Genomic DNA, 22,619 nt, shown 5'->3' with positions numbered 1-22,619 from the left:
TGACGCCCCATCGGAATTGCATGAACGCGACACAGAGCTCCCGTACGCCCCCTGTCGGAGTCGGTGGGGAAGCGAGCATCATGGCGTGTGCTCGAGGCAGGCCCGGGGCGCGAGTAGCGAGGGGGCAAGCGATGGGTACGACGGACGTGCAGCCCGTGCAGCCGGCACCAGGAGCGGCGCGGACGAAGACACCGGGCCGGATCGTCGTGGAGTGGCTGACCACCACGGACCACAAGAAGATCGGCCACCTCTACCTGATCACGTCGTTCGCGTTCTTCCTCGCCGGCGGCGTCATGGCGCTCCTGATGCGGGCGGAGCTCGCGCGGCCCGGGCTTCAGATGCTGTCCAACGAGCAGTACAACCAGCTCTTCACGATGCACGGCACGATCATGCTGCTGCTCTTCGCGACCCCGACCTTCGCGGGCTTCGCCAACGAGATCATGCCGCTGCAGATCGGCGCCCCCGACGTGGCGTTCCCCCGGCTCAACATGTTCTCGTACTGGCTGTTCCTGTTCGGCGGACTGATCGTGATCGGCTCGCTGATGGTGCCCGGCGGGGCCGCGGACTTCGGCTGGTTCGCGTACGCCCCGCTCAACAGCCTGACGCGCTCGCCGGGCATCGGCGCCGACATGTGGATCATGGGCCTGGCGCTCGCGGGCTTCGGCACGATCCTCGGCGCGGTGAACTTCCTGACGACCATCATCGGGATGCGGGCGCCCGGCATGACGATGTTCCGGATGCCGATCTTCACGTGGAACACGCTGTTCACGTCGATCCTCGTACTGATGGCTTTCCCGGTGCTCGCCGCCGCGCTGCTCGTCCTGGAGGCGGACCGGCGCTTCGGGGCCGTGGTGTTCGAGGCCCAGTTCGGGGGTGCGCTGCTGTGGCAGCACCTCTTCTGGTTCTTCGGCCATCCGGAGGTCTACATCATCGCGCTGCCGTTCTTCGGCATCGTCTCCGAGATCCTCCCGGTCTTCAGCCGCAAGCCGATCTGGGGCTACTCGATGCTGGTCGGCGCCACGATGGCCATCACCGGCCTGTCGATCGTCGTGTGGGCGCACCACATGTTCGTGACGGGCGGGGTGCTGTTGCCGTTCTTCTCGTTCATGACGTTCCTGATCGCGGTGCCCACGGGCGTGAAGTTCTTCAACTGGATCGGGACGATGATCAAGGGATCCCTGTCCTTCGAGACCCCGATGCTGTGGTCCGTCGGCTTCCTGGTGACGTTCCTGTTCGGCGGCCTGACCGGCGTCATCCTCGCCGTGCCGCCGCTGGACTTCCATGTGACCGACTCGTACTTCGTGGTCGCGCACTTCCACTACGTCGTGTTCGGCACGGTCGCCTTCGCGACGTTCGGCGGCTTCTACTTCTGGTGGCCGAAGTTCACCGGGAAGATGCTCGACGAGCGGCTCGGGAAGATCCACTTCTGGACACTGTTCGTCGGCTTCCACACCACGTTCCTGGTGCAGCACTGGCTCGGCGCCGAGGGCATGCCGCGGCGGTACGCGGACTATCTGGCGGCCGACGGGTTCACGGCGCTCAACACCCTGTCGACCGTCGGCTCGTTCCTGCTCGGCCTCTCCACGCTGCCGTTCCTCTACAACGTCTGGAAGACGGCCAGGTACGGCGAGAAGGTCGACGTGGACGACCCGTGGGGCTACGGACGTTCGCTGGAGTGGGCGACACCGTGTCCGGCGCCGCGGCACAACTTCCTCACGCTGCCCCGGATCCGCTCCGAGTCCCCGGCCTTCGACCTGCACCATCCGGCGTTCGCGTCGGCCCGTCCGCTGAGCCGGCCCGTTCCAGTGCCCGGGACAGACGGTCCCGAGCGGTCCTGATCGCGTCCGTGAGCCCGTCGGGTTCGAGCACCTCGAACTCGAAGCCCATCAGGACCACGTGGATCACCATCACGTCGAGGCTCGCCGCCCCGGTGCGCAGCACACAGCTGTCGTCGCCGTCGGCCTCGAGCGTGCCCGCCGACGGGCTGATCCGCTGGCTCGCCTCCTCCAGGGGCACCAGGAGCCGGATCGTCGCGCCGGTGGCGTACGGGCCCTGCGAGACGCCCTTGGAGACATACGCGGCGAGGTCGTCGGCCGGTGGTGTGCGCGGGGTGAAGCGCGGTCCGTGCGGCGGCTTCGGCGTGATGCGATCGACGCGGAACGTGCGCCAGTCCTCGCGGTCGGCGTCCCAGGCGACCAGGTACCAGCGGCGCTCGCTGCACACCAGGCGGTGCGGCTCGACGGTGCGGCGCGTGACGGCGCCGCCGTGGTCCTCGTAGGCGAAGCGCAGCCGCTCCGAGTCCCGGCAGGCGGTGGCGAGTTCGGTGAGGACGGACGGGTCGACGTCGGAGGGGCCCGGGCCGCGGAGCATCGGCACGGTGAACGCGTTGAGGGCGAAGACGCGGCGGCGCAGCCGGCTGGGGAGGACCTGTTCGAGCTTGGACAGGGCCCGTACGGATGTCTCGCCGATGCCCTCGATGCCCTGGCCGGCCGCGGCGCGCAGGCCGACGGCGACCGCGACGGCCTCGTCGTCGTCGAGGAGCAGCGGCGGCAGCTCGGCCCCGGCGCCCATCCGGTAGCCGCCGCCGGTGCCGGGGCTCGCGTCGACGGGGTAGCCGAGCCCGCGCAGCCGGTCGACGTCGCGGCGGACGGTACGCGGCGTGACGCCGAGCCGGTCCGCGAGGTCGGCGCCCGACCACTCGCGGTGGGCCTGCAGCAGCGACAGCAGCCGCAGGAGTCGGGCCGAGGTCTCCAGCATGGGCCCGAGTCTGCCAGCCCTTGCGGACAGCCGGGGTCCGCAAGGGCGCCGCGCGCGGACTACTCGGCGGCGGCCGTGGTCACGAGGACGGCAAGGTCGTTGTCGCGCGTGTAGTACGGCTCGACCGCGATCCGGCCGCGCTCGGTGTCGAGCCGCGCGGTCGGGTAGGTGAAGATCGGCTTCTTGTCGGCGACGTCGTCCAGGAGCCGGGCGACGCGTACCGCGAGTCCGTCCTCGCCCTCCGGGCGCACCCACAGGTCCCAGCGCCCCGCGTCCAGCTCCTCGTACCCGACGCGGAAGGAGAACTCTTCGCCGCGCGGCGTCAGTTCGGCGCGCAGGGCGGGCCCGCCGTCCTCGCGTGCACGTATCTCCGCGTACGCCTTGGGGGTGATCGCGGTGCCGTAGACGCGGCCGCGGACCGTCATCTCGCCCTCCGCGACGAGCAGTTCACCCGCCTCGGCGTGCGGGGCGCGCAACCAGCTGCGCACGGTGAGGTTGCCGTGCTTGGTCGCGTAGGGGATGCGGACGGCGACGAAGCCGCGGGAGCCGCTGGGCACGCGGTCGACGAGGGACCGCAGGTCGTTGAGGCCGGGGGCCAGACGCTGCGGCTCCTCGCCGGCCACCTGCGCGAAGACGTCCCAGCGCCCCTCGGGAAGCCGGACGCTGCTGGGCAGCGCCGCCCGCAGGCTGCCGTCGCCCGCCGGGGTCAGCGGCAGGCGCACGTCCTCGCCGCTGTCCCGGTCGGTGAGGACCAGATGGGCCGGGTCGGCCCCGCCGTGGTCGGTGACGTCGAAGGTGAGACCGCCCGCCGAGTCGGCGATGCAGTCGGCGCGGGGCGCCTTGGCCCCGTCGCCCACGGAAGGCTCGGCCGAGGCCGGGAAGTCTGCCGAAGCTGTCGGCGGCGTCATGCCGTGCGCCCCTTTCTCTGTGACGTTCCCTGGGCCGTGAACGCGGAGCGTCCCGCGTCCCGCACCGCGTACGCGCCCCCGAGCAGCGCGCCGCGGGTGCGGTGCAGAAGGCCTCCGCCGCGGCGGGCCGTCAGCGAGCCGAACAGCGATTCGTAGCGCTCGGCGATGTGCGCCGGGTCGAACCGCTCGGAGTCCTTGAGCGCGGCGCTCGCCATCCGGGCGCGCAGCGCGTCGTTGTTGATCAGTTCGAGGAGGCCGTCGGAGATGGCCTCGACGTTGCCCACCTCGACCAGGCGGCCGTCGACACCGTTGTCGATGATTTCGCCGGGGCCGTGCGGACAGTCGGTGGCGACCACCGGGAGGCCGCAGCGCATCGCCTCGACGATGGTCATGCCGAACGACTCCAGGCTGGAGGTGACGGCGGCGATGGAACCTTTCGCCCACTCAGGTTCGATGGGGTGGGCGGGGCCCATGAGGAACACGTGGTTGTACAGACCGAGGTCGTCGATCAGGGCGCGGAGCTTGTCCTTCTGCTTGCCGCCGCCGTAGATCCGCAGGCGCCAGTCGGGCCGCTCGGCGCGGACCCGGTCGAAGGCCCTGACCAGCAGGTCGTACCGCTTCACCGGGGCGAGCCGGCCGGCCGCGACGACCCACTTGCCCGAGCCGTCCGCGGGTTCGACGCCGGGCGCGGGCACCGGGTTCGGCACGGCCTCGATCCGTACGCCGGGCAGCCGCATCTTCGCGCGGTACGCCCGGGCGTCGGCCTCCGTGGTCGTGGTGAGCGCGTCGAGCCGCGGGTAGACCGCGCGCAACTGCTTTCGCAGCGCGATGGGGTGGCTGTCGAGCGTGAGGTGTTCCTGGCCGACGCGCAGGGGGCCGCGCCGGGTCTGGCGGGCCAGGTGCACATTGAGTCCCGGGCGGGTGCCGACGACCACATCGGCGTCGACCGCGCGCAAGTGCTCGGCGATCCGGCGGTCGGTGAGCGCGCTGTACTGGTCGTAGCGGCCCTCGACGCGCGGGAACGTCGTGGCGGGGGTGCGGTATTCGGGGCTGTCGCCCTCGTAGCCCGGTGTGCCCCTGCGGATGTCGACGAGGTGGCGGACCCGGACCCTCGGGTCGGGCCTGAAGACCGGTTCGTCACGGTGGCGCAGAACGGAGACCACCTCGACGTCGTGCTGTTCGGCAAGCGTGTTCGCGAGGTTGTACGTCGTCCGGATCGTCCCCCCGATTCCGTAGGCGTTGTGAATCAGGAAAGAAATCTGCATGCGTCCCCGTATTCCACTGTTCCTCGCGGACAGTCCGTCTCGTCCGCCTACCGCAGGGTTAGACAGGGATGCGGGGGCAGAGGTTGGGCTTCACCACCATCTTGTTCCAGAACAGATGCGTGATTGAGAGACGATTTGTGGAACCTTTTGACGCTTTCCAACATCAAGGCAGGTAGGAGGGCTGAGGCACCACGAAGCAGTTCGTGGTGACGTCACCCTCTTGAGTGACCCACCCGAACTGCGGCGCGGTGCCGTCGTGTTCGCCGCCGGGACGTCCGAACTCAGCCGAGCCTCTTGGCCGATGCCTTCGGGACGATCAGCATGGTGCCGCTGTTGAGGCGGTCGGGACGGTTGCCGACCATCTGCTTGTTGGCCTTGTAGAGCGCGTGCCAGCCGCCCTTGACCCGGTAGCGCGCGGCGATCGAGCTGAGGGTCTCGCCCTCCTCGACCACATGGACGCGGCCGTCGAGCTTGAGCACCTTGGAGCAGACGGGCCAGGCACGCCAGCCCTGGGTGACCAGCACCTTCTCGGCGACCGCGATCTGCTCGGCGCGGCTCGCGAGGTCCGCGCGCGGGGCGTACAGGAGGCCGCCGTGCTCCTTCCAGGTGGACTGCCAGAACTGCAGCCCTCCGTAGTAGCCGTTGCCGCTGTTGATGTGCCAGCGTCCGGTGCTCTCGCATTCGGCCAGGCAGCCCCACGGCCACTCGTCCTTGACGCACTCGGACACATTGAGGGTCAGACGCCCGGGGCCGGGAGCCGGTGGCGGCGAGGCGGCGAACGCGGGGGTGAGCAGGGCGGTGAACAGAGCCGGCAGGGCCGCGAGAAGGAAACGGCGTGCGGGGCGCTTGCGGATCACGGGCATGGGGCGCATCGCGTCACGCTAGGCAGACGAGTCCACGCCTCCGCCGAGCCGCGCCCGGCGCCGGACCGGCCCCACCCGGTCGGCCGCCGCACGGACCGCCGAAGACACATATGCGCCAGCGACTGTTTTCAGCCACCTTCCTCATTGCACGATTTCAGGATTTGTCGACCTGTGGGCATGACGATCCGGAACTCACCTCCTCGCATCAATCCCCTTGCACGCAAAGGGAGTTGATCTGGAGAGGTTGATTCCGGCCGGCGGTTCGCGCCGCGCGCCGGATGGGTCGATTCCATCCACTTCCGGGCGTGACCCCCTGCCCAGATCATCCGTTGTCTTCTTTATGAGCCGGGGACCGCCCGGCCGCATTCGACGCAGCAACACACCGAATCCGAGGAGCCACCCGTGCCGCGCATGCTCGACGTCAGCGACGACGTACGCGCCGAGATCGGCGACGCAGAAGCCGACCGGCTGCTCGCCGGTGACAACGCCCCGGGCACATACGACTGCACGTCCTGCCGTACTCCGGGCGATTCGGAACAGGAGCGCACCAGCACCGTCCTGTTCATCGGCGACGAGACCGCCGTCCTCGCCTTCGCCCACTCCACCTGCCTGCCCTCGCAGGTCGTCCAGGTGTCCGAGGAGCAGTTGCAGGGAGCCGTACGTTCCATCACCGGCGACGGCGGCGCACCCGGCGCAGCGTCCCCCGTCCCCTCCCCCGCGGCGCAGCCCATTCCGGGGCAGGCCGCCCCGCAGCCGCAGCAGGCCGTGCTCGGCGTGACCAGCGGGCTCGTCCTGATCTCAGGTGAGCTGCACCCCGCGCTCGTCGTCGAGCCGACCGGGCCGATCTCCCGCCCCGGCGCCATGGGTGGCTTCGACGAGTTCCTGACCCTCCTCGCCGAGCAGGGCTTCACGCCGACCGCCCAGGTCGGCGAGGTGCCGCCGGTGCTGCACGGCTGGTCCGTGCTGCTCGCCATGGGCCAGCTGCACGCCGTACTGCAGCCCGGCACCGTCGGTGCGGGTCAGGTCGCGTGGTGGCAGGCGCACCAGCCGCTGCACGTCACCGACAGCTGGCGCGCCGCGGCGAACAAGACGAACTCCGTCCTCGTCTTCGCCGCCCCGTCCGGCACGATCGGCCGCCAGCCCCGCGAGGACCTGCTCCGCGACGCCCTCGACAAGGCCGCGGCGAACGGGCTGCTCGTCGGCGCGACGATGCCGCTGGCCGGTACGTGACGTTCCCTCACGAGCCGAGGTGACCGTGGGCCGGGCGCGTGCCCGGCCCACGGTCGTACCGGGCCCCCAGGACGCCGCTCCGTGCACCTCCGCGTGCGCCGCCCGCACCCCCCTCGGCCTGCGAAACCGCAGCCCGGGCCGCATCCGTGAGGGTGTGCGGGTCGTTGGCACCTACGTGCACGCATACGACCTCCCTCGCCGTCCGCAGTATCCGACCCCTATCCCCGCCATGCGCGGGACGCACGAATCGGCGGGTGGCCGCTCGGCCACACCGATCTACGACGCCCTGTACTCGGAGTACCGCCGGTCCTTCCGGGCCTTGCCGGGCGACCGCAGCGGCGAGGAGAACCTCTCGTTCTCCGCGTTCGGCTCGGGCTCGTACACCGTGCACCACAGCACCAGCGGCCGGCACAGCGCGTCGCACCACGAACCGCAGCACGTCCACAGCTCGCCGCCGACCGGCTCCTGGCACACGAACGGGCGGCAGCACAGCACCGGGAGCAACCTCCCTGCCGCACTGCCGCCCGGTCCACGCCGCGAACGCTAGGGGCTAGCTCACTTCTTGCGGCCGCGCTTCTCGCGCACCCGGACCGAAATGTGGATCGGCGTCCCCTCGAAACCGAACTCCTCGCGAAGGCGCCGCTCCACATACCGCCGGTAGCCGGCCTCGATGAAGCCGGAGGCGAAGAGCACGAACCGCGGCGGCTTCGTGCCGGCCTGCGTACCGAAGAGGATGCGGGGCTGCTTGCCGCCGCGGATCGGGTGCGGGTGCGAGGCCACCAGCTCACCCAGGAAGGCGTTGAGCCGGCCGGTCGGAACGCGCGTCTCCCAGCCGTCGAGCGCCGTCTCGATCGCGGGGACGAGCTTCTCCATGTGGCGCCCGGTCGTCGCCGACACGTTCACCCGGGGCGCCCACGCGACCTGCGCGAGCTCCGTCTCGATCTCGCGCTCCAGGTAGTAGCGCCGCTCCTCGTCGAGCGTGTCCCACTTGTTGTACGCGACGACGACCGCGCGGCCCGCCTCGACGGCCATCGTCACGATGCGCTGGTCCTGGATCGAGATCGACTCGGACGCGTCGATCAGGATGACCGCGACCTCCGCCTTCTCGACGGCGGCGGCGGTCCGCAGCGAGGCGTAGTAGTCCGCGCCCTGCTGGAGGTGGACCCGCTTGCGGATGCCCGCCGTGTCGACGAACTTCCAGGTCTTGCCGCCGAGCTCGATCAGCTCGTCGACCGGGTCGCGGGTGGTGCCCGCCAGCTCGTTCACGACGACGCGGTCCTCGTTCGCCACCTTGTTCAGGAGGGAGGACTTGCCGACGTTCGGGCGGCCGATGAGGGCGACGCGGCGGGGGCCGCCGATCGCGGTGCCGAAGGTCTGTGCCGGGGCGTCGGGGAGCGCCTCGATGACGGCGTCCAGCATGTCGCCGGTGCCGCGGCCGTGCAGGGCCGAGACCGGGTACGGCTCGCCGAGACCGAGGGACCACAGAGCGGTGGCGTCCGCCTCGCCGCTCGGCCCGTCCACCTTGTTGGCGCACAGCACGACCGGCTTGCGGGCCTTGCGCAGCAGCCGTACGACCGCGAGGTCGGTGTCCGTCGGGCCGACCGTCGCGTCGACGACGAAGACGACGGCGTCGGCGGTCTCGATCGCGTACTCGGCCTGCGCGGCCACGGACGCGTCGATGCCGAGGACGTCCTGCTCCCAGCCGCCCGTGTCGACGAGCCGGAAGCGGCGGCCCGCCCACTCGGCCTCGTACGAGACGCGGTCGCGGGTGACGCCCGGCTTGTCCTCGACGACGGCCTCGCGGCGGCCGATGATGCGGTTCACCAGGGTCGACTTGCCGACATTGGGGCGGCCGACGACGGCGAGTGCGGGCAGCGGGCCGTGGCCCGCCTCCTCGATCGCGCCCTCGACGTCCTCGATGTCGAAGCCCTCTACCGCGGCGAGCTCCATGAACTCCGCGTACTCCGCGTCGCCAAGGGCCCCGTGCTCGTGCTCGGCCGAGCCCTCCGGCTGGATCTGGTCGTTCATGAAGTCCGTACCTCGTCGTTCATTGTGGTGATCGGTGGACCGTCTGATCACTTACGGCGGTCCACTACTGAAAGTCTCGCTCAGTGGCCGGTCAGGTGCCTGGCGTTTTCCAGGTGCGCGGTGAGCCGCTCCTGGATGCGCACGGTCGCCTCGTCCAGCGCCTTGCGCGTACGCCGCCCGCTGCCGTCGCCCGCCGGGAACGGGTCCCCGAAGACGACGTCGACGCGGCTGCGCAGTGGCGGCAGCGCCTTTATCAACCGGCCGCGCCCCTTCGTGCTTCCCAGGACCGCCACCGGCACGATGGGCGCCCCACTGCGCACCGCGAAGTAGGCGAGACCGGCCCGCAGGGAGGCGAAGTCGCCGCCCCCTCGGGTGCCCTCCGGGAAGATTCCGAGGACTCCCCCCTCGTCGAGCACGCTCAGCGCACGCGTGATCGCCGTACGGTCCGCCGTCGACCGGTCGACCTCGACCTGGCCGATGGCGCCCAGGAAGGTGCCGAGCGGCCCGACGAAGGCTTCCTTCTTGATCAGGAAGTGCGTCGGCCTGGGCGCGACGCCCATGACCATCGGCCCGTCGACGTTGTGCGCGTGGTTGACGGCCAGGATCACCGGGCCGGTCACGGGGACCTTCCAGGCGCCGAGGACGCGGGGCTTCCACAGCCCGTACATGAGGCCGACCCCGATGCGGCGGCCGACCTCCGCGCCTCTTTCCGAGGGGGAAGCCGCGGTCACTTCGCTTCCCGCTTCTCCCCGATGAGGGTGACGACGCACTCGATGACCTGCTGGAGCGTGAGCTCGGAGGTGTCGACCTCGACGGCGTCGCCGGCCTTGGCCAGCGGGGACGTCTTGCGGCTGGAGTCCGCGGCGTCCCGCTTGATCAGGGCCTCCTGGGTCGCCTTCACGTCGGCGCCCTTGAGCTCACCGCTGCGGCGGGCCGCGCGGGCCTCCGGCGACGCGGTGAGGAAGATCTTCAGGTCGGCGTCGGGCAGGACGGTCGTACCGATGTCACGGCCCTCGACGACGATGCCCTGCTCCGCCGAGGCGGCGATGGAGCGCTGCAGCTCGGTGATGCGGGCACGCACCTCGGGGACGGCGCTGACGGCGCTGACCTTCGAGGTGACCTCGGTGGTGCGGATGGGAGCGGCGACGTCGACACCGTCGACCGTGATCGTCGGGGCGGACGGGTCGGTGCCGGAGACGATCTCGGCCTTGCCGGCCACGGCGGCGATGGCCGTCGGGTCGGTCAGGTCTATGCCGTTGCTCACCATCCACCAGGTGATCGCCCGGTACTGGGCTCCGGTGTCCAGGTAGCTGAGCCCGAGCTGGGCGGCGACGGCCTTCGAGGTGCTCGACTTGCCCGTGCCGGAGGGGCCGTCGATGGCGACGATCACTGCTGCCGGGGCGGCGCTTGCGGCGGTTGCGGCGGTTTCCACGGGGCTGCGGACACCTTTCTCAGTGCACGGGACAGGGAGGCGGGGCGCAGAGGCGCCCCGCACAAGGTTACTGGCTCAGGCACCCTGCCCTTACAGCCCCTGACGACAGGCCCTACTGGCGCATCGCCCAGCCGCGGTCGCGCAGCGCGGCCGCCAGTTTCGGGGCCGCGGCCGGCTGGACCAGCAGCTGGACGAAGCCCGCCTGCTGGCCGGTCGCGTGCTCGATGCGGACGTCCTCCACGTTGACGCCCGCGGCGCCCGCGTCGGCGAAGATCCGGGCCAGCTCGCCGGGCTGGTCGGAGATGAGGACCGCCACGGTGTCGTAGGCCGCCGGGGCCGCGCCGTGCTTGCCGGGGACGCGGACCTGGCCCGCGTTCCCGCGGCGCAGGACTTCCTCGATGCCGGTGACGCCCTCGCTCCGCTTCGCCTCGTCCGAGGACTGGAGGGAGCGCAGGGCGCTCACCGTCTCGTCGAGGTCGGCGGAGACCGCGGAGAGCAGGTCGGCGACCGGGCCCGGGTTCGCGGAGAGGATGTCGATCCACATACGGGGGTCGGAGCCCGCGATGCGCGTCACATCCCTGATGCCCTGGCCGCACAGGCGTACGGCCGACTCCTCGGCGTGCTCGAGGCGCGCCGCGACCATGCTGGAGACCAGGTGCGGCATGTGGGAGACGAGGGCGACGGCGCGGTCGTGGGCGTCCGCGTCCATGACGACGGGGACGGCCCGGCACAGCGCGACCAGTTCCAGCGCGAGGTTCAGGACCTCGGTGTCGGTGTCGCGGGTGGGGGTCAGCACCCAGGGGCGACCCTCGAAGAGATCCGCGGTGGCCGCCAGGGGCCCGCTGCGCTCGCGGCCCGACATGGGGTGGGTACCGATGTAGGGGCTGAGGTCGAGGCCGAGCGCCTCGAGATCGCGGCGCGGGCCGCCCTTGACGCTGGCGACGTCGAGGTATCCGCGGGCCACTCCGCGCCGCATCGCGTCGGCCAGGGTCGTCGCGACGTGCGCGGGCGGCACGGCCACCAGGCACAGGTCCACGGGTCCCTCGGGCGCCTCGTCGGTGCCGGCTCCGAGTGCGGCGGCGGTGCGGGCCTGCGTCGGGTCGTGGTCGGCGAGGTGCACTTGTACGCCGCGCGAGGCGAGTGCCTGGGCGGCGGAGGTACCGATGAGACCGGTGCCGATGACGAGGGCGGTTCTCACTGGGCGATGTCCTTGCGCAGGGCGGCCGCGGCACCGAGGTACACGTGCGCGATCCCGGACTTCGGCAGCTCGGACTCGATATGGGCGAGGACGCGCACGACGCGCGGCAGCGCTCCCTCGATGTCGAGTTCCTGCGCGCAGATCAGCGGGACGTCGACGATGCCCAGCTTGCGCGCGGCGGCGGCCGGGAAGTCGGAGTGCAGATCGGGGGTGGCCGTGAACCAGATCGAGATCAGGTCGTCGGAGGTCAGCGCGTTCCGCTCGAGGATGGCGGTGAGCAGCTCGCTGACCTGCTCGTCCATGTGTCCGGCTTCGTCCCGTTCGAGTTGGACGGCGCCCCGGACCGCTCGTACCGCCACGGTGTCGCTCCTTGCTCGCGTACGTACAGGCTGATGAGGTGCCAAGCCTAGCCAGCCCTCCAGGCACCGGCGCGCGGCGCCCGCCTGCCGAGACGGGACGCCGCGCCGTGGTGCGATGCGGTGCGCCGCCTCAGAGCTTCTGCTCCTTGACCAGCTCGTCGAGCGAGACGCTCGGCACCTCGCCCTGCGGGGTCAGCTTGTCGACGGCCGTGGGCAGGGAGCTCGCGATGTCGTGCGCCGCCTGGTCCGGGGTGACGCCCGACTCGGCCGCCACCTTCTGGAGCGTGGCGTCCGGCAGGGCCTCCTTGACCTGGTCCGAGGTCAGCTGCTCGTTCGAGCCGGTGCCGACCCAGGACTGCGCCTGCCCGCCGAGGCCCGACTTGGCGAGCGTCTCCAGGAGGCCGCCCAGCGGGTTGCCGCCCGCAGAGCCGCCCTGGCTCTTGGCGAACGCGGTCAGGAGCGAGGTCAGGACCCCGCCCGCCGAGCCGCCCGCCTTGTCACCGAGGAGGCCGCCGAGCAGGCTTCCCAGATCGTTGTCACCCGCCATGGTCACGCCTTTCGGTACGTTCTCGGAGTCTTGTGCGGGCTCACTTCTGGAGTCCACAGACCATGCCAATGTGACCCGAACCACACTCGGTCGCCACTCAGGCGGCCCTCGCCTGCCCGTCCTCCCGAAGATCACGCATGCCGGAAATTCGCTCCGCAGCGGCCGGGTGCGGCCCGTACGCTCCGTCCATGACAGAAGCCTTCGACCTGGTGCGCGACCACACGGTCTACTCCTGCGTGCTGGGATCGCGGGCGTTCGGCCTGGCCACGGACGGCAGCGACACCGACAGGCGGGGCGTCTTCGTGGCGCCGACGCCGATGTTCTGGCGGTTCGAGAAGCCGCCGACGCATGTCGACGGTCCGGCGGACGAGCAGTTCTCCTGGGAACTGGAGCGCTTCTGCGAGCTCGCCCTGCGGGCCAATCCGAACATCCTGGAGTGCCTGCACTCACCGCTCGTCGAGCACGTCACCGACACCGGCCGCGAACTGCTCGACCTGCGTGAGGCGTTCCTGTCCCAGCAGGTCCACGCCACGTTCACGGGCTACGCGCTGGGCCAGCGCAAGAAGCTCGACGCCGATGTCCGCCGGTACGGCGCTCCGCGCTGGAAGCACGCTATGCATCTGCTGCGGCTCCTCGCCTCCTGCCGCGATCTGCTCCGCACCGGCCGGCTGACCCTCGATGTGGGTGATGACCGTGAGGCGCTGCTCGCGGTGAAGCGGGGCGAGGTTTCCTGGGACGACGTGGTGGCCCGGATGGCGCGCCTGGGCGCCGAGGCGGAGGAGGCCGCCGTCCGCACCCCGCTGCCGGCCGAGCCGGACCGGGCGCGGGTGGCGGGCTTCCTGTTCGAGGTCCGGCGGGCGTCAGCCCTTCAGACGGAGCCGTACGACGAGGTCGTGCAGGGCGTCATGGACGGTCGGGGCGTCCGGCAGCGCTGAGCGCTCCTGCGCGGCGTCGAGGACGGCGTGCAGCGCCTCTATGTCGTCGGCCACGCGCGCGTGGCCGACGTCGGCCGCCCCGTGCTCCGCCTCCGCCTTCGCCGCGATCAGCTCCGGCAGATACGAGGGTGCCTCCAACTCGCCCAGGAGCGTGGGCAGATGAGCCTGCACCCCACCGGTGCGCATCAGGAGGATGCCGGTGAGCAGCGCCCGGAACGTGTAGAGCAGCGGCTTGAGCTCCCGCGTCCTGTCGAACAGGCGCCACTGGGTGTTGGCGAAGCCCCGGTAGTGGTGGGCGTGGTGCGGGGTGAGGACACCGGGCGCGAGCGCCGCGAGTTCGGCGTGGGCGTCGGTGGTGTGCACGACGAGCGGGGAGAGTAGCTGCTCCAGCACGTAACCGTTGCGCCGGAGCAGCAGGCGGACGAACTTGCGCAGGTCATGGGTGACGAGGTCCATCTCGAGACCGTCGGTGTCCCACATCCGGCTCCGGGTCTCCTCCGGCTCGCGCAGTCCGACGAGCGCCTCGACGGGCAGCAGATGGACGCCGCGCAGGTCGATGTCGGAGTCCCGGGAGGGAAACCCGTAGAGGTGCGCCCCCGAGACCGTCGCGAACAGCAGCGGGTCCGCCTGCTCGGCGACGATCCGCCCGAGCTGGGCGCCGGGCACACCCGCGGCACGCAGGGCGCCCGTGTCGCCTGCCGACAGGGACCCGTATGTCGTCATGGATTCGTCCGTCGTCATGGCTTCGTCCGTCTTCATGGCGTCGTGCGTGGTCATGGCTTCGCCCGTCTTCATAGCGCCGCCCGTCGTCACGGCTTCGCCTGCCTTCATGGCTTCGCCCGCAGTCATGGCGTCGTGCGTCGTCATCGATTCAGGCGTCCCAGAGCGCGCCGAGCGACAGCAGGTCGCTCCGGTACTCGATCCGTTCCGACCAGTCCGCCGGCCACACCTCGTCGCCCAGGTACGCCCCGGCGAAGGCCCCCGTGAGGCAGGCGATCGAGTCCGAGTCGCCCGAGGTGCAGGCGGCGCGGCGCAGGGCGGTGACGGGTTCGTCGACGAAGAGCAGGAAGCAGAGCAGGCCGGTGGCCAGCGCCTCCTCGGCGATCCAGCCCGCCCCGGTGGCCAGACACGGGTCGGTCTCGGGCGACGGTGAGCGCAGCGCCTCCTGGAGCCGTTCGAGCGCGGCCAGGCAGTCGTCCCAGCCGCGCGCGATGAAGTGCTCCGGGCTCGGGTCGGCGGCGTGCGCCCACAGGTCGCCGAGCCACGCCTCGTGGTACTTCCGCCGGTTCTCGTACGCGTACGAGCGCAGCATCCCGACGAGGCCGGCCGGCTCGGCGCCCTGGGCGAGGAGGCGGACGGCGTGCGCGGTGAGGTCGGAGGCGGCGAGGGCCGTGGGGTGGCCGTGGGTGAGTCCGGACTGCAACTGGGCGGCGCCCGCGCGCTGTTCGTCGCTGAGGCCGGGGACCAGGCCGACCGGCGCGACGCGCATGTTGGCGCCGCAGCCCTTGGACCCGGTGCGGCTGGCCTCCTGCCAGCGCTTGCCGCGCGTGAGGAGGTCGCAGGCCTGGAGGCAGGTCCTGCCGGGGGCACGGTTGTTCTCCGGCGACTGGTACCAGTCGATGAACTCCTCGCGCACGGGCCGCGTCATCCGCAGCGGCGCGAGCACGCCGCGGTCCATCGCGGTGCGCAGGCCGCGCCCCAGGGCGAGCGTCATCTGGGTGTCGTCGGTGACGATCGCGGGCCTGGGCAGGGCCATCTGCCGCCAGGGACCGCACTTGGCGAGGATCGACGGCACGTCGTTGAACTCGGTCGGGAAGCCGAGCGCGTCCCCCAGGGCGAGCCCTGTGAGGGAGCCGGTCGCGGCACGCTTCTTCATGAGGGTCGTCCTTCCGCGGGGGGCCTGAGCAGGGGCGGGTGCAGGGCGGTGGCGGGCCCGGCCTTGTAGAGCGCGGCGGGCTTCCCGCGGCCGCCGGTGAGCCGGGCGGCACCGTGCACCGGTTCGACGAAGCCCGGGGTGGCGAGGACCTTGCGCCGGAAGTTGGCGGGGTCGAGGCCGGCGCCCCACACCGCTTCGTAGACCCCCCGCAGCTCGCCGAGGGTGAACTCGGGCGGGCAGAAGGCCGTGGCCAGGCAGGTGTTCTCGATGCCGGCGCCGACGCGGTCGTGCGCGTCGGTGAGGATCCGGTCGTGGTCGAAGGCGAGCGGGCCGTACGCGCCCGTGCCGTACGGCAGCCAGTCCGCGCGGGCGGCGTCACCGCCCCCGCGCACCTCGGGCGGATCGGGCACCAGGGCCGCGAACGCGACGGAGACGACCCGCATGCGGGGGTCGCGGTCCGGGTCGCTGTAGGTGCGCAGCTGTTCCAGGTGCAGTCCGGTGACGTCGGACAGGCCGGTCTCCTCGGCCAGTTCGCGCGCCGCCGCCGTCTCCGCGGACTCGTCGGGCAGGACGAAACCGCCGGGCAGTGCCAGGCGTCCCGCGTACGGGTCCTGTCCCCGCTCGACGAGCAGCACCCTCAGCGCGCCGTCCCGGATCGTGAACACGGCCAGATCGACGGTGACGGCGAAGGGCTCGAAGGCGTACTTGTCATAGCCCTGCACGCACACCACCCCCCTCTCTTTATGGTCTTAGCGACTATAAAGAGAGGGGGGTGGCACACACAAGAGCCAGGCACCGCCTCAGCGGCGGGCCCGGGTGCTGCTGAAGACCGCTCAGAGGTCGACGTCCTGCATCAGCATGCCGACCTCGGTGTTGGACAGGCGGCGCAGCCAGCCCGACTTCTGGTCGCCCAGCGCGATCGGCCCGAAGGACACCCGCACCAGCTTGTCGACCGGGAAACCGGCCTCCGCGAGCATGCGCCGCACGATGTGCTTGCGGCCCTCGTGCAGGGTGACCTCGACGAGGTAGTTCTTGCCGGTCTGCTCGACGACACGGAAGTGGTCCGCCTTCGCGTACCCGTCCTCCAGCTGGATGCCGTCCTTGAGCTGCTTGCCCAGGTCGCGCGGGATCGGGCCCACGATGTGCGCGAGGTAGGTCTTCTTCACGCCGTACTTGGGGTGCGTGAGGCGGTGGGCCAGCTCTCCGTGGTTGGTGAGCAGAATGATGCCCTCCGTCTCGGTGTCGAGCCGACCGACGTGGAACAGCCGCGTCTCGCGGTTGTTCGTGTAGTCACCCAGGCACTGGCGGCCGTCGGGGTCCTCCATGGTGGAGACGACACCGGCCGGCTTGTTCAGCGCGAAGAACTGGTACGACTGCGTGGCCACGGTCAGGCCGTCGACCTTGATCTCGTCATTCTCCGGGTCGACGCGCAGACCCTGCTCGAGCACGATCTGACCGTTGACCTCGACCCTGGCCTGCTCGACGAGCTCCTCGCAGGCGCGCCGGGAGCCGTAACCGGCCCGCGCGAGCACCTTCTGGAGCCGCTCGCCCTCCTGCTCGGCGCCCGGGAAGGTCTTGGGGGTCTTGACGGTGGGCTTGCCCGCGTAACGGTCGCGGTTGCGCTCCTCCTGCCGGACGTCGTACTCGCGAGAGGTCGACGGGGCGCCGCGACCGCTGCCGCGGGCACCGGTGCCCTGAGAGGCGCGGGGGCCGCCCTTGGCGCCGCCGCGCGCTGCCGCGCCCCGGCCCCTCCTCGGCCCGGCGCCGCCACTGTCGCCGGGGCTCACGTCGTAGCGACGCTCCTCGGGACGCGGCTTGCTCGGACGACCCTGCTTGTCGTCACGGTCGTTGCCGGCACCCCGGTAGTTGCCGCGACCGCCGCCGCTGCCGCCGCGAGCACCGCTGCCGCCACGGCCACCGCCGCCCGTGCTGCCTCCACGGCCACCGCCGCCCGTGCTGCCGCCACGGCCACCGCCGCCCGTGCTGCCGCCGCGGCCGCCGCTGTTGCCACCACGGCTCCCGCCGTTGTTTCCGCTGCTGTTCCTGCCGCTGCTGCTGCTTCGCATCAAAAGTTCCGTCTAGTCGTCTGCGTCCTCGTAACCCGGCGCATCGGGTGCGTCCGGGTCGAACGACGGGACCCCTTCCTGCGTCTCGGCCTCGATCGCGTCCGCCTCCGGAAGGAAGGGCGCGAGTTCCGGGAGCTCGTCCAGGCCGCGCAGGCCCATCCGCTCCAGAAAGTAGTTCGTCGTCCTGTACAGGATCGCACTTGTTTCGGGTTCCGCGCCCGCCTCCTCCACGAGGCCCCTCTGGAGGAGGGTCCGCATCACACCGTCACAGTTCACTCCGCGCACCGCGGAGACCCGCGAGCGGCTGACCGGCTGGCGGTACGCGACGACCGCGAGCGTCTCCAGGGCCGCCTGGGTGAGCCGGGCCTGCTGCCCGTCGAGCACGAAACGCTCCACGGCCGCCGCGTACTGCGGCCGGGTGTAGAACCGCCAGCCGCCCGCCACGAGCCTCAGCTCGAAGCCGCGGCCCTGAACCGTGTACTCGTCGGCCAGCGCCCGCAGAGCGTCCGCCACGGCCCTTCGGGGCCGGTCCAGGATCTTCGCGAGGTGCTCCTCGGTCGCCGGCTCGTCGACGACCATCAGTACGGCCTCCAGGGCCGGCCTGAGATCCAGCTCGGCGACCCGGTCGGCCCCGGCGACGACTTCCTGCCCGCTCATGCCCGTCATGCCTGCTCCTCCTCCGCCCCGCCCCGCTCGGCCTTCGTCTCTTCCCCGTCTTTGCCGGCCGTCTCGGGAGGCCTGTCGAACTCGTCCGTGACGGTCGGCTCCCCCTCGTTCTCCCCGCCGGTCCAGCGCACGAGAAGCTCCCCCAGCGCCTCGTCCTGCTCCAGGCTCACGGCCTTCTCCCGGTACAGCTCGAGGAGCGCCAGGAAGCGGGCCACGACGGTCAGGGTGTCGTCGGTGTCCTCCACCAGCACCCGGAAACTCGCCTCGCCCAGCTCCCGCAGCCGCGCCACCACGAGCCCGGCCTGCTCCCGCACGCTGACCAGCGGGGCGTGGATGTGGTCGACGTACACCTGGGGCTTGGGCCTGGGCTGCATGGCCTTCACCGCGAGCCGGGCGAATCCTTCCGCCCCGATGCTGATGACGACTTCCGGCAGCAGCTCGGCGTGGTGCGGCTCCAGACCGACGGTCCGCGGATAGCGCCGCGCCTCCTCGTCGAGCCGCTCGCTGAAGATGTCGGCGATCTTCTTGTACGCGCGGTACTGGAGCAGCCGGGCGAACAGGAGGTCACGCGCTTCGAGGAGCGCGAGGTCGGCCTCGTCCTCGACCTCGGCGGTCGGCAGCAGCCGGGCGGCCTTGAGATCGAGGAGCGTGGCGGCGACGACGAGGAACTCGGTGGTCTGGTCGAGATCCCACTCGGGGCCCCTGGCGCGGATGTGCACCATGAACTCGTCGGTCACTTTCGACAGGGCGACCTCGGTGACGTCCAGCTTGTGCTTGGAGATCAGCTGGAGGAGCAGATCGAAGGGCCCCTCGAAGTTCGCCAGCCGTACCTTGAACCGCCCGTCATCGGGCACAGGCTGCTCGGGTTCCGGTTCCGGGTCGGAGCCCGCGGGCTCCTGAATCCCCGGATCCGGACCGGGATCCGCAAGCTCGTGAACTTCCGGCTCCGGGCCGACATCCGGCTCGGGAACGAAGTCCGGCTCAGCAGCGAGCTCCGGCTCGGGAACAACGTCCGGCTCAGGAACAACCTCCGGCTCGGGAACAACCTCCGGCTCGGGAACAACCTCCGGCTCAGGCGCCGGCAGCCGTGTCGTCCCCGGCCCCCGGCCCAGCGCGCGCCGCCGCGCGCCCCGGCCGGGCGTGGAGGAGTCGTCGTCGTTCGCGGGCATCAGGCGGACGTTACCGCTACCGCCCGCGCAGTCGGCGTACGAGAATGCTCGCGTCTCCGCGCGATTCGAGGTCGGCCAGCACGACGGCGACCGCTTCGCGGACGATGCGGCCGCGGTCCACGGCGAGCCCGTGCTCCCCGCGGAGCACGAGGCGCGCGTGCTCGAGGTCCATCAGCTCCTCGGCGGAGACATACACCGTGATCTTCTCGTCGTGGCGCTCACGCCCGCTGGGCCGCCGGTTGGCGGCAGCCCGGGAGCGCTTGCGCGACGACCCCGCGGAGGCAGAACCCTCCTGCCCCTGCGGCGGACGGCGCCCCGCGGGCTTGTCGCCCTCGGTGGCACGGCTGCGGGACTCGCCCGACTCGTCGTCAGCCGCCGCGTGTTCGGCGCTCTCACCGCCCTCGCCGCGCGGCTTCTCCTCGGCGGCGACGGCGTCGCTCTCACCCGCCGGCGCGGGCACCCGCGCCTCGCCGTTGACCGGGCGCCTCGGGGAGGAGGCCTGGAGCCCCATCCCCCCGGTCGTACGGAACAGTTCGTCGGCCCCCGGCAGACTCACTCGGCGTGACACCGGGCGAGCACCTCCCTGGCGAGCTGGCGATAGGCGGCCGCGCCGACCGAGTTGGAGGCGTACGTCGTGATCGGCTCACCGGCGACCGTGGTCTCCGGGAAGCGCACGGTCCGGCCGATCACCGTGTGGTAGACGTGATCGTCGAACGCCTCGACCACACGTGCGAGCACCTCACGGCTGTGCACCGTGCGGGAGTCGTACATCGTGGCGAGGATGCCGTCGAGCTCCAGGTCGGGGTTGAGCCGCTCCTGGACCTTCTCGATGGTCTCCGTGAGCAGCGCGACACCGCGCAGCGCGAAGAACTCGCATTCGAGCGGCACGATCACCTTGTGAGCCGCCGTCAGGGCGTTCACGGTGAGCAGGCCGAGCGAGGGCTGACAGTCGATCACGATGTAGTCGTAGTCGGCCATCAGCGGCTTCAGCGCCCGCTGGAGCGTGGACTCGCGCGCGACCTCGCTCACCAACTGCACTTCGGCGGCGGACAGGTCGATGTTGCTCGGCAGCAGGTCCATGTTCGGGACCGCGGTCTTCAGGAGGACCTCGTCCGCGGCCATGCCCCGCTCCATGAGCAGGTTGTAGACCGTCAGGTCGAGTTCCATCGGGTTCACGCCGAGACCGACCGAGAGCGCGCCCTGCGGGTCGAAGTCGACGAGCAGGACCCGGCGTCCGTACTCCGCGAGCGCGGCACCCAGGTTGATGGTCGACGTGGTCTTGCCGACGCCGCCCTTCTGGTTGCACATCGCGATGATCTTCGCGGGGCCGTGGTCGGTCAGCGGGCCTGGGATCGGGAAGTACGGGAGCGGGCGCCCGGTCGGGCCGACACGCTCGCGGCGCTGACGGGCAGCGTCGGGCGCGAGCGTCGCCGCGTACTCGGGGTCCGGCTCGTACTCGGCGTCGGGGTCGTAGAAGTGCCCCTCGGGCAGTTCGTCGTAGTCGGCGAAGTGGGTGCGTTCGCCACTTCGGTCGCCGGCCATGGCGTTCACGTGATGGCCATCCATGCTCTGGGGTGCTGTCTGCGTCTGCAGGGGGCTGCTCTGACGGGCGGCAAAGGTACGGACCGCGACGGAGCCGACAGCCTCGAGCCCCGCGGGACCTTGCTCCCTCGCAACCGTTCCTGGTTGACCACCCCCGGGAGTAAATGTCGACTCATTCACAAGTCGTCTTACCTCCTTGGTGACCAGGAAACTTCTAGATAGGTCAGCGTGGCACCATGCCGACGGTTGGCGACTCTATGGCGTGTCACCGGTCCGCAGCAACACAATCCGCCGTACCCGGCCCGATGTGTCGGCAACGGAACACCCTTGTGTCAAGGGTGCACGGCGTCGGTTCGAAGCGTTTCGCGGGTGCGCGAATCGGTTAAAGGGTTACGTTCGAGGCGAGTTGACCAAGTCCGCATTGATGCGCAAGTGATACGCATACGGCCGGACCCCTCACAAGGTCCGGCCGTATGCGTGAGATTGACGACTTCCGTTGACGAAAGTGGTCGGTGAGTCGTCGGCGTCAGCCGAGCAGGGACTCCAGCTCGGTGTACTCGAGGCCGTGGGACTCGGCGACCTCGCGGTAAACGACCTTGCCGTCATGGGTGTTGAGACCCAGGGCGAGCGCCGGGTCGCGGCGCAGGGCCTCGACCCAGCCGCGGTTCGCGAGCTCGACGATGTACGGCAGCGTGGCGTTCGTCAGCGCGTAGGTCGACGTGTTGGGCACGGCGCCGGGCATGTTGGCGACGCAGTAGAAGACCGAGTTGTGGACCGGGAAGGTCGGCTCGGCGTGCGTCGTCGGGTGCGAGTCCTCGAAGCAGCCGCCCTGGTCGATCGCAATGTCGACAAGGACACTTCCCGGCTTCATGCGGGAGACGAGCTCGTTGGTGACCAGCTTCGGGGCCTTGGCGCCCGGGATGAGGACGGCACCGATGACGAGGTCGGCCTCGAGGCACGCCTTCTCGAGCTCGAAGGCGTTGGAGACGACGGTCTGGATCTTCGTACCGAAGATCTTGTCGGCTTCCTTGAGCTTGTTGATGTCGCGGTCGAGCAGGGTCACGTGGAAGCCCATGCCGATGGCGATCTGCGCGGCGTTCCAGCCGGAGACGCCACCGCCGATGACGACGGCCCTGGCGGCGAGCACGCCCGGGACACCGCCCGGCAGGACGCCGCGGCCGCCGTTGGCGGCCATCAGCTGGTAGGCGCCGACCTGCGGGGCCAGGCGGCCCGCGACCTCGGACATCGGGGCGAGCAGCGGGAGCGCGCGGTTCGCGGTCTCGACCGTCTCGTAGGCGATGGCGGTGGTGCCGGACTCCAGGAGCGCGTCCGTGCACTCCTTGGAGGCGGCGAGGTGCAGGTAGGTGAAGAGCGTCTGGTCCTTGCGGAGGCGGTGGTACTCCTCCGCGATCGGCTCCTTGACCTTCAGGAGCAGGTCAGCGGTGGCCCAGACCTCGTCGGCGGTGCCGAGGATCTGCGCGCCGGCCGAGACGTACTCGTCGTCCGTGATCGAGGAGCCGACACCGGCGTTCTGCTCGACGAAGACCTGGTGGCCGTTGCGCACGAGCTCGTGCACACCGGCGGGGGTGATGGCCACCCGGAACTCGTTGTTCTTGACCTCGCGGGGGATGCCGACCTTCATCGTCGATCACGGTCCTTGGCTCAGGGATTTCTCGGGCAATGCACTACATACCCGTGCGTCAGGGGGCGCACCGGGAGACACCACGGAAGTACGCGGCGGAGCCAGTCTAATGAAGGATTTCTAGCTGTCTAGCCTT

General features: G+C 70.8%; 22 protein-coding genes and 1 pseudogene. 4 read left to right on the top strand and 19 right to left on the bottom strand.

Features of this window, described 5'->3' with window-relative positions:
• Positions 1-131 precede the first annotated feature (131 nt).
• Positions 132-1,805, top strand: a pseudogene (ctaD, locus tag ACZ67T_RS13690) (aa3-type cytochrome oxidase subunit I); the annotation flags it as partial.
• Here the strand turns inward: ctaD and ACZ67T_RS13685 are convergent.
• The 4 genes from ACZ67T_RS13685 to ACZ67T_RS13670 form a co-directional block, all read right to left on the bottom strand.
• A complete protein-coding gene (locus ACZ67T_RS13685; RefSeq protein WP_469983842.1) occupies positions 1,714-2,757 on the bottom strand; it encodes a helix-turn-helix transcriptional regulator in 1,044 nt (347 codons plus the stop codon). The pseudogene ctaD and the gene ACZ67T_RS13685 overlap by 92 nt on opposite strands.
• A 59-nt stretch (positions 2,758-2,816) precedes the next feature.
• Positions 2,817-3,665, bottom strand: a complete 849-nt coding sequence (locus tag ACZ67T_RS13680; protein WP_469983841.1) for a hypothetical protein — start codon at positions 3,663-3,665, stop codon at positions 2,817-2,819.
• A complete protein-coding gene (locus tag ACZ67T_RS13675; RefSeq protein ID WP_469983839.1) occupies positions 3,662-4,930 on the bottom strand; it encodes a glycosyltransferase family 4 protein in 1,269 nt (422 codons plus the stop codon). The genes ACZ67T_RS13680 and ACZ67T_RS13675 overlap by 4 nt, the downstream gene beginning before the upstream one ends.
• Before the next feature lie 281 nt (positions 4,931-5,211).
• Positions 5,212-5,802, bottom strand: coding sequence for a transglycosylase family protein (locus ACZ67T_RS13670; protein WP_469983837.1), 591 nt, complete (start codon positions 5,800-5,802; stop codon positions 5,212-5,214).
• Positions 5,803-6,195: 393 nt separating this feature from the next.
• Between ACZ67T_RS13670 and ACZ67T_RS13665 the strand changes: the two genes are divergently transcribed.
• Both ACZ67T_RS13665 and ACZ67T_RS13660 read left to right on the top strand, forming a co-directional pair.
• On the top strand, positions 6,196-7,023 hold the full coding sequence (locus ACZ67T_RS13665; RefSeq protein WP_469983835.1) for a hypothetical protein: 828 nt from the start codon (positions 6,196-6,198) through the stop codon (positions 7,021-7,023).
• Between the two features lie 229 nt (positions 7,024-7,252).
• Complete coding sequence (locus ACZ67T_RS13660; protein WP_469983833.1) at positions 7,253-7,570, top strand: hypothetical protein; 318 nt, start codon at positions 7,253-7,255, stop codon at positions 7,568-7,570.
• Positions 7,571-7,578: 8 nt separating this feature from the next.
• Here the strand turns inward: ACZ67T_RS13660 and der are convergent, their stop codons facing one another.
• The 6 genes from der to ACZ67T_RS13630 form a co-directional block, all read right to left on the bottom strand.
• Positions 7,579-9,051: a ribosome biogenesis GTPase Der gene (gene der / locus ACZ67T_RS13655; RefSeq protein WP_469983831.1), complete on the bottom strand. Its 1,473-nt coding sequence runs from the start codon at positions 9,049-9,051 to the stop codon at positions 7,579-7,581.
• 80 nt (positions 9,052-9,131) lie between these two features.
• Positions 9,132-9,821: a lysophospholipid acyltransferase family protein gene (locus tag ACZ67T_RS13650; RefSeq protein WP_469983829.1), complete on the bottom strand. Its 690-nt coding sequence runs from the start codon at positions 9,819-9,821 to the stop codon at positions 9,132-9,134.
• Entirely contained in the window at positions 9,779-10,483 is a 705-nt protein-coding gene (gene cmk / locus ACZ67T_RS13645) for a (d)CMP kinase (RefSeq protein ID WP_469983828.1), read from the bottom strand. Before cmk ends, ACZ67T_RS13650 begins: the two co-directional genes overlap by 43 nt.
• Positions 10,484-10,595: 112 nt before the next feature.
• Positions 10,596-11,681: a prephenate dehydrogenase gene (locus ACZ67T_RS13640; RefSeq protein ID WP_469983826.1), complete on the bottom strand. Its 1,086-nt coding sequence runs from the start codon at positions 11,679-11,681 to the stop codon at positions 10,596-10,598.
• Positions 11,678-12,040 (bottom strand): chorismate mutase, encoded by a 363-nt coding sequence (aroH, locus tag ACZ67T_RS13635; RefSeq protein WP_100599003.1) that lies wholly within the window; start codon positions 12,038-12,040, stop codon positions 11,678-11,680. Before aroH ends, ACZ67T_RS13640 begins: the two co-directional genes overlap by 4 nt.
• A 130-nt stretch (positions 12,041-12,170) precedes the next feature.
• Positions 12,171-12,587, bottom strand: a complete 417-nt coding sequence (locus ACZ67T_RS13630) for a YidB family protein (protein ID WP_469983825.1) — start codon at positions 12,585-12,587, stop codon at positions 12,171-12,173.
• A gap of 188 nt (positions 12,588-12,775) precedes the next feature.
• On the opposite strand from ACZ67T_RS13630, the gene ACZ67T_RS13625 reads away from it, so the two are divergent.
• A complete protein-coding gene (locus ACZ67T_RS13625; protein WP_469983823.1) occupies positions 12,776-13,522 on the top strand; it encodes a nucleotidyltransferase domain-containing protein in 747 nt (248 codons plus the stop codon).
• On the opposite strand, the gene ACZ67T_RS13620 is transcribed toward ACZ67T_RS13625, so the two are convergent.
• The 9 genes from ACZ67T_RS13620 to ald form a co-directional block, all read right to left on the bottom strand.
• Positions 13,448-14,245 (bottom strand): nucleotidyltransferase domain-containing protein, encoded by a 798-nt coding sequence (locus ACZ67T_RS13620; RefSeq protein WP_469984408.1) that lies wholly within the window; start codon positions 14,243-14,245, stop codon positions 13,448-13,450. The genes ACZ67T_RS13625 and ACZ67T_RS13620 overlap by 75 nt on opposite strands.
• A 148-nt stretch (positions 14,246-14,393) precedes the next feature.
• Complete coding sequence (locus tag ACZ67T_RS13615; RefSeq protein ID WP_469983822.1) at positions 14,394-15,398, bottom strand: ADP-ribosylglycohydrolase family protein; 1,005 nt, start codon at positions 15,396-15,398, stop codon at positions 14,394-14,396.
• Positions 15,395-16,126 (bottom strand): NUDIX hydrolase, encoded by a 732-nt coding sequence (locus ACZ67T_RS13610; RefSeq protein WP_100599034.1) that lies wholly within the window; start codon positions 16,124-16,126, stop codon positions 15,395-15,397. Before ACZ67T_RS13610 ends, ACZ67T_RS13615 begins: the two co-directional genes overlap by 4 nt.
• Before the next feature lie 105 nt (positions 16,127-16,231).
• Positions 16,232-17,464, bottom strand: coding sequence for a pseudouridine synthase (locus ACZ67T_RS13605; RefSeq protein WP_469983820.1), 1,233 nt, complete (start codon positions 17,462-17,464; stop codon positions 16,232-16,234).
• 12 nt (positions 17,465-17,476) lie between these two features.
• Positions 17,477-18,130: an SMC-Scp complex subunit ScpB gene (gene scpB, locus ACZ67T_RS13600; protein WP_398377150.1), complete on the bottom strand. Its 654-nt coding sequence runs from the start codon at positions 18,128-18,130 to the stop codon at positions 17,477-17,479.
• Positions 18,127-19,299: a segregation and condensation protein A gene (locus ACZ67T_RS13595; RefSeq protein WP_469983818.1), complete on the bottom strand. Its 1,173-nt coding sequence runs from the start codon at positions 19,297-19,299 to the stop codon at positions 18,127-18,129. The genes scpB and ACZ67T_RS13595 overlap by 4 nt, the downstream gene beginning before the upstream one ends.
• A 16-nt stretch (positions 19,300-19,315) precedes the next feature.
• Positions 19,316-19,867 carry a hypothetical protein gene (locus tag ACZ67T_RS13590; protein WP_469983817.1) on the bottom strand — a complete coding sequence of 184 codons (552 nt, stop codon included), beginning with the start codon at positions 19,865-19,867 and terminating at the stop codon, positions 19,316-19,318.
• Positions 19,852-21,021 carry a ParA family protein gene (locus tag ACZ67T_RS13585; protein ID WP_100599009.1) on the bottom strand — a complete coding sequence of 390 codons (1,170 nt, stop codon included), beginning with the start codon at positions 21,019-21,021 and terminating at the stop codon, positions 19,852-19,854. Before ACZ67T_RS13585 ends, ACZ67T_RS13590 begins: the two co-directional genes overlap by 16 nt.
• A gap of 346 nt (positions 21,022-21,367) precedes the next feature.
• Positions 21,368-22,483: an alanine dehydrogenase gene (gene ald, locus ACZ67T_RS13580; protein WP_469983816.1), complete on the bottom strand. Its 1,116-nt coding sequence runs from the start codon at positions 22,481-22,483 to the stop codon at positions 21,368-21,370.
• Between the last annotated feature and the right edge of the window lie 136 nt (positions 22,484-22,619).

It is taken from the genome of Streptomyces sp. NPDC107517 (genome assembly GCF_055582645.1).
Note: the sequence above shows the minus strand (reverse complement) of the source record. Positions and strands in the feature narration are given on the sequence as shown.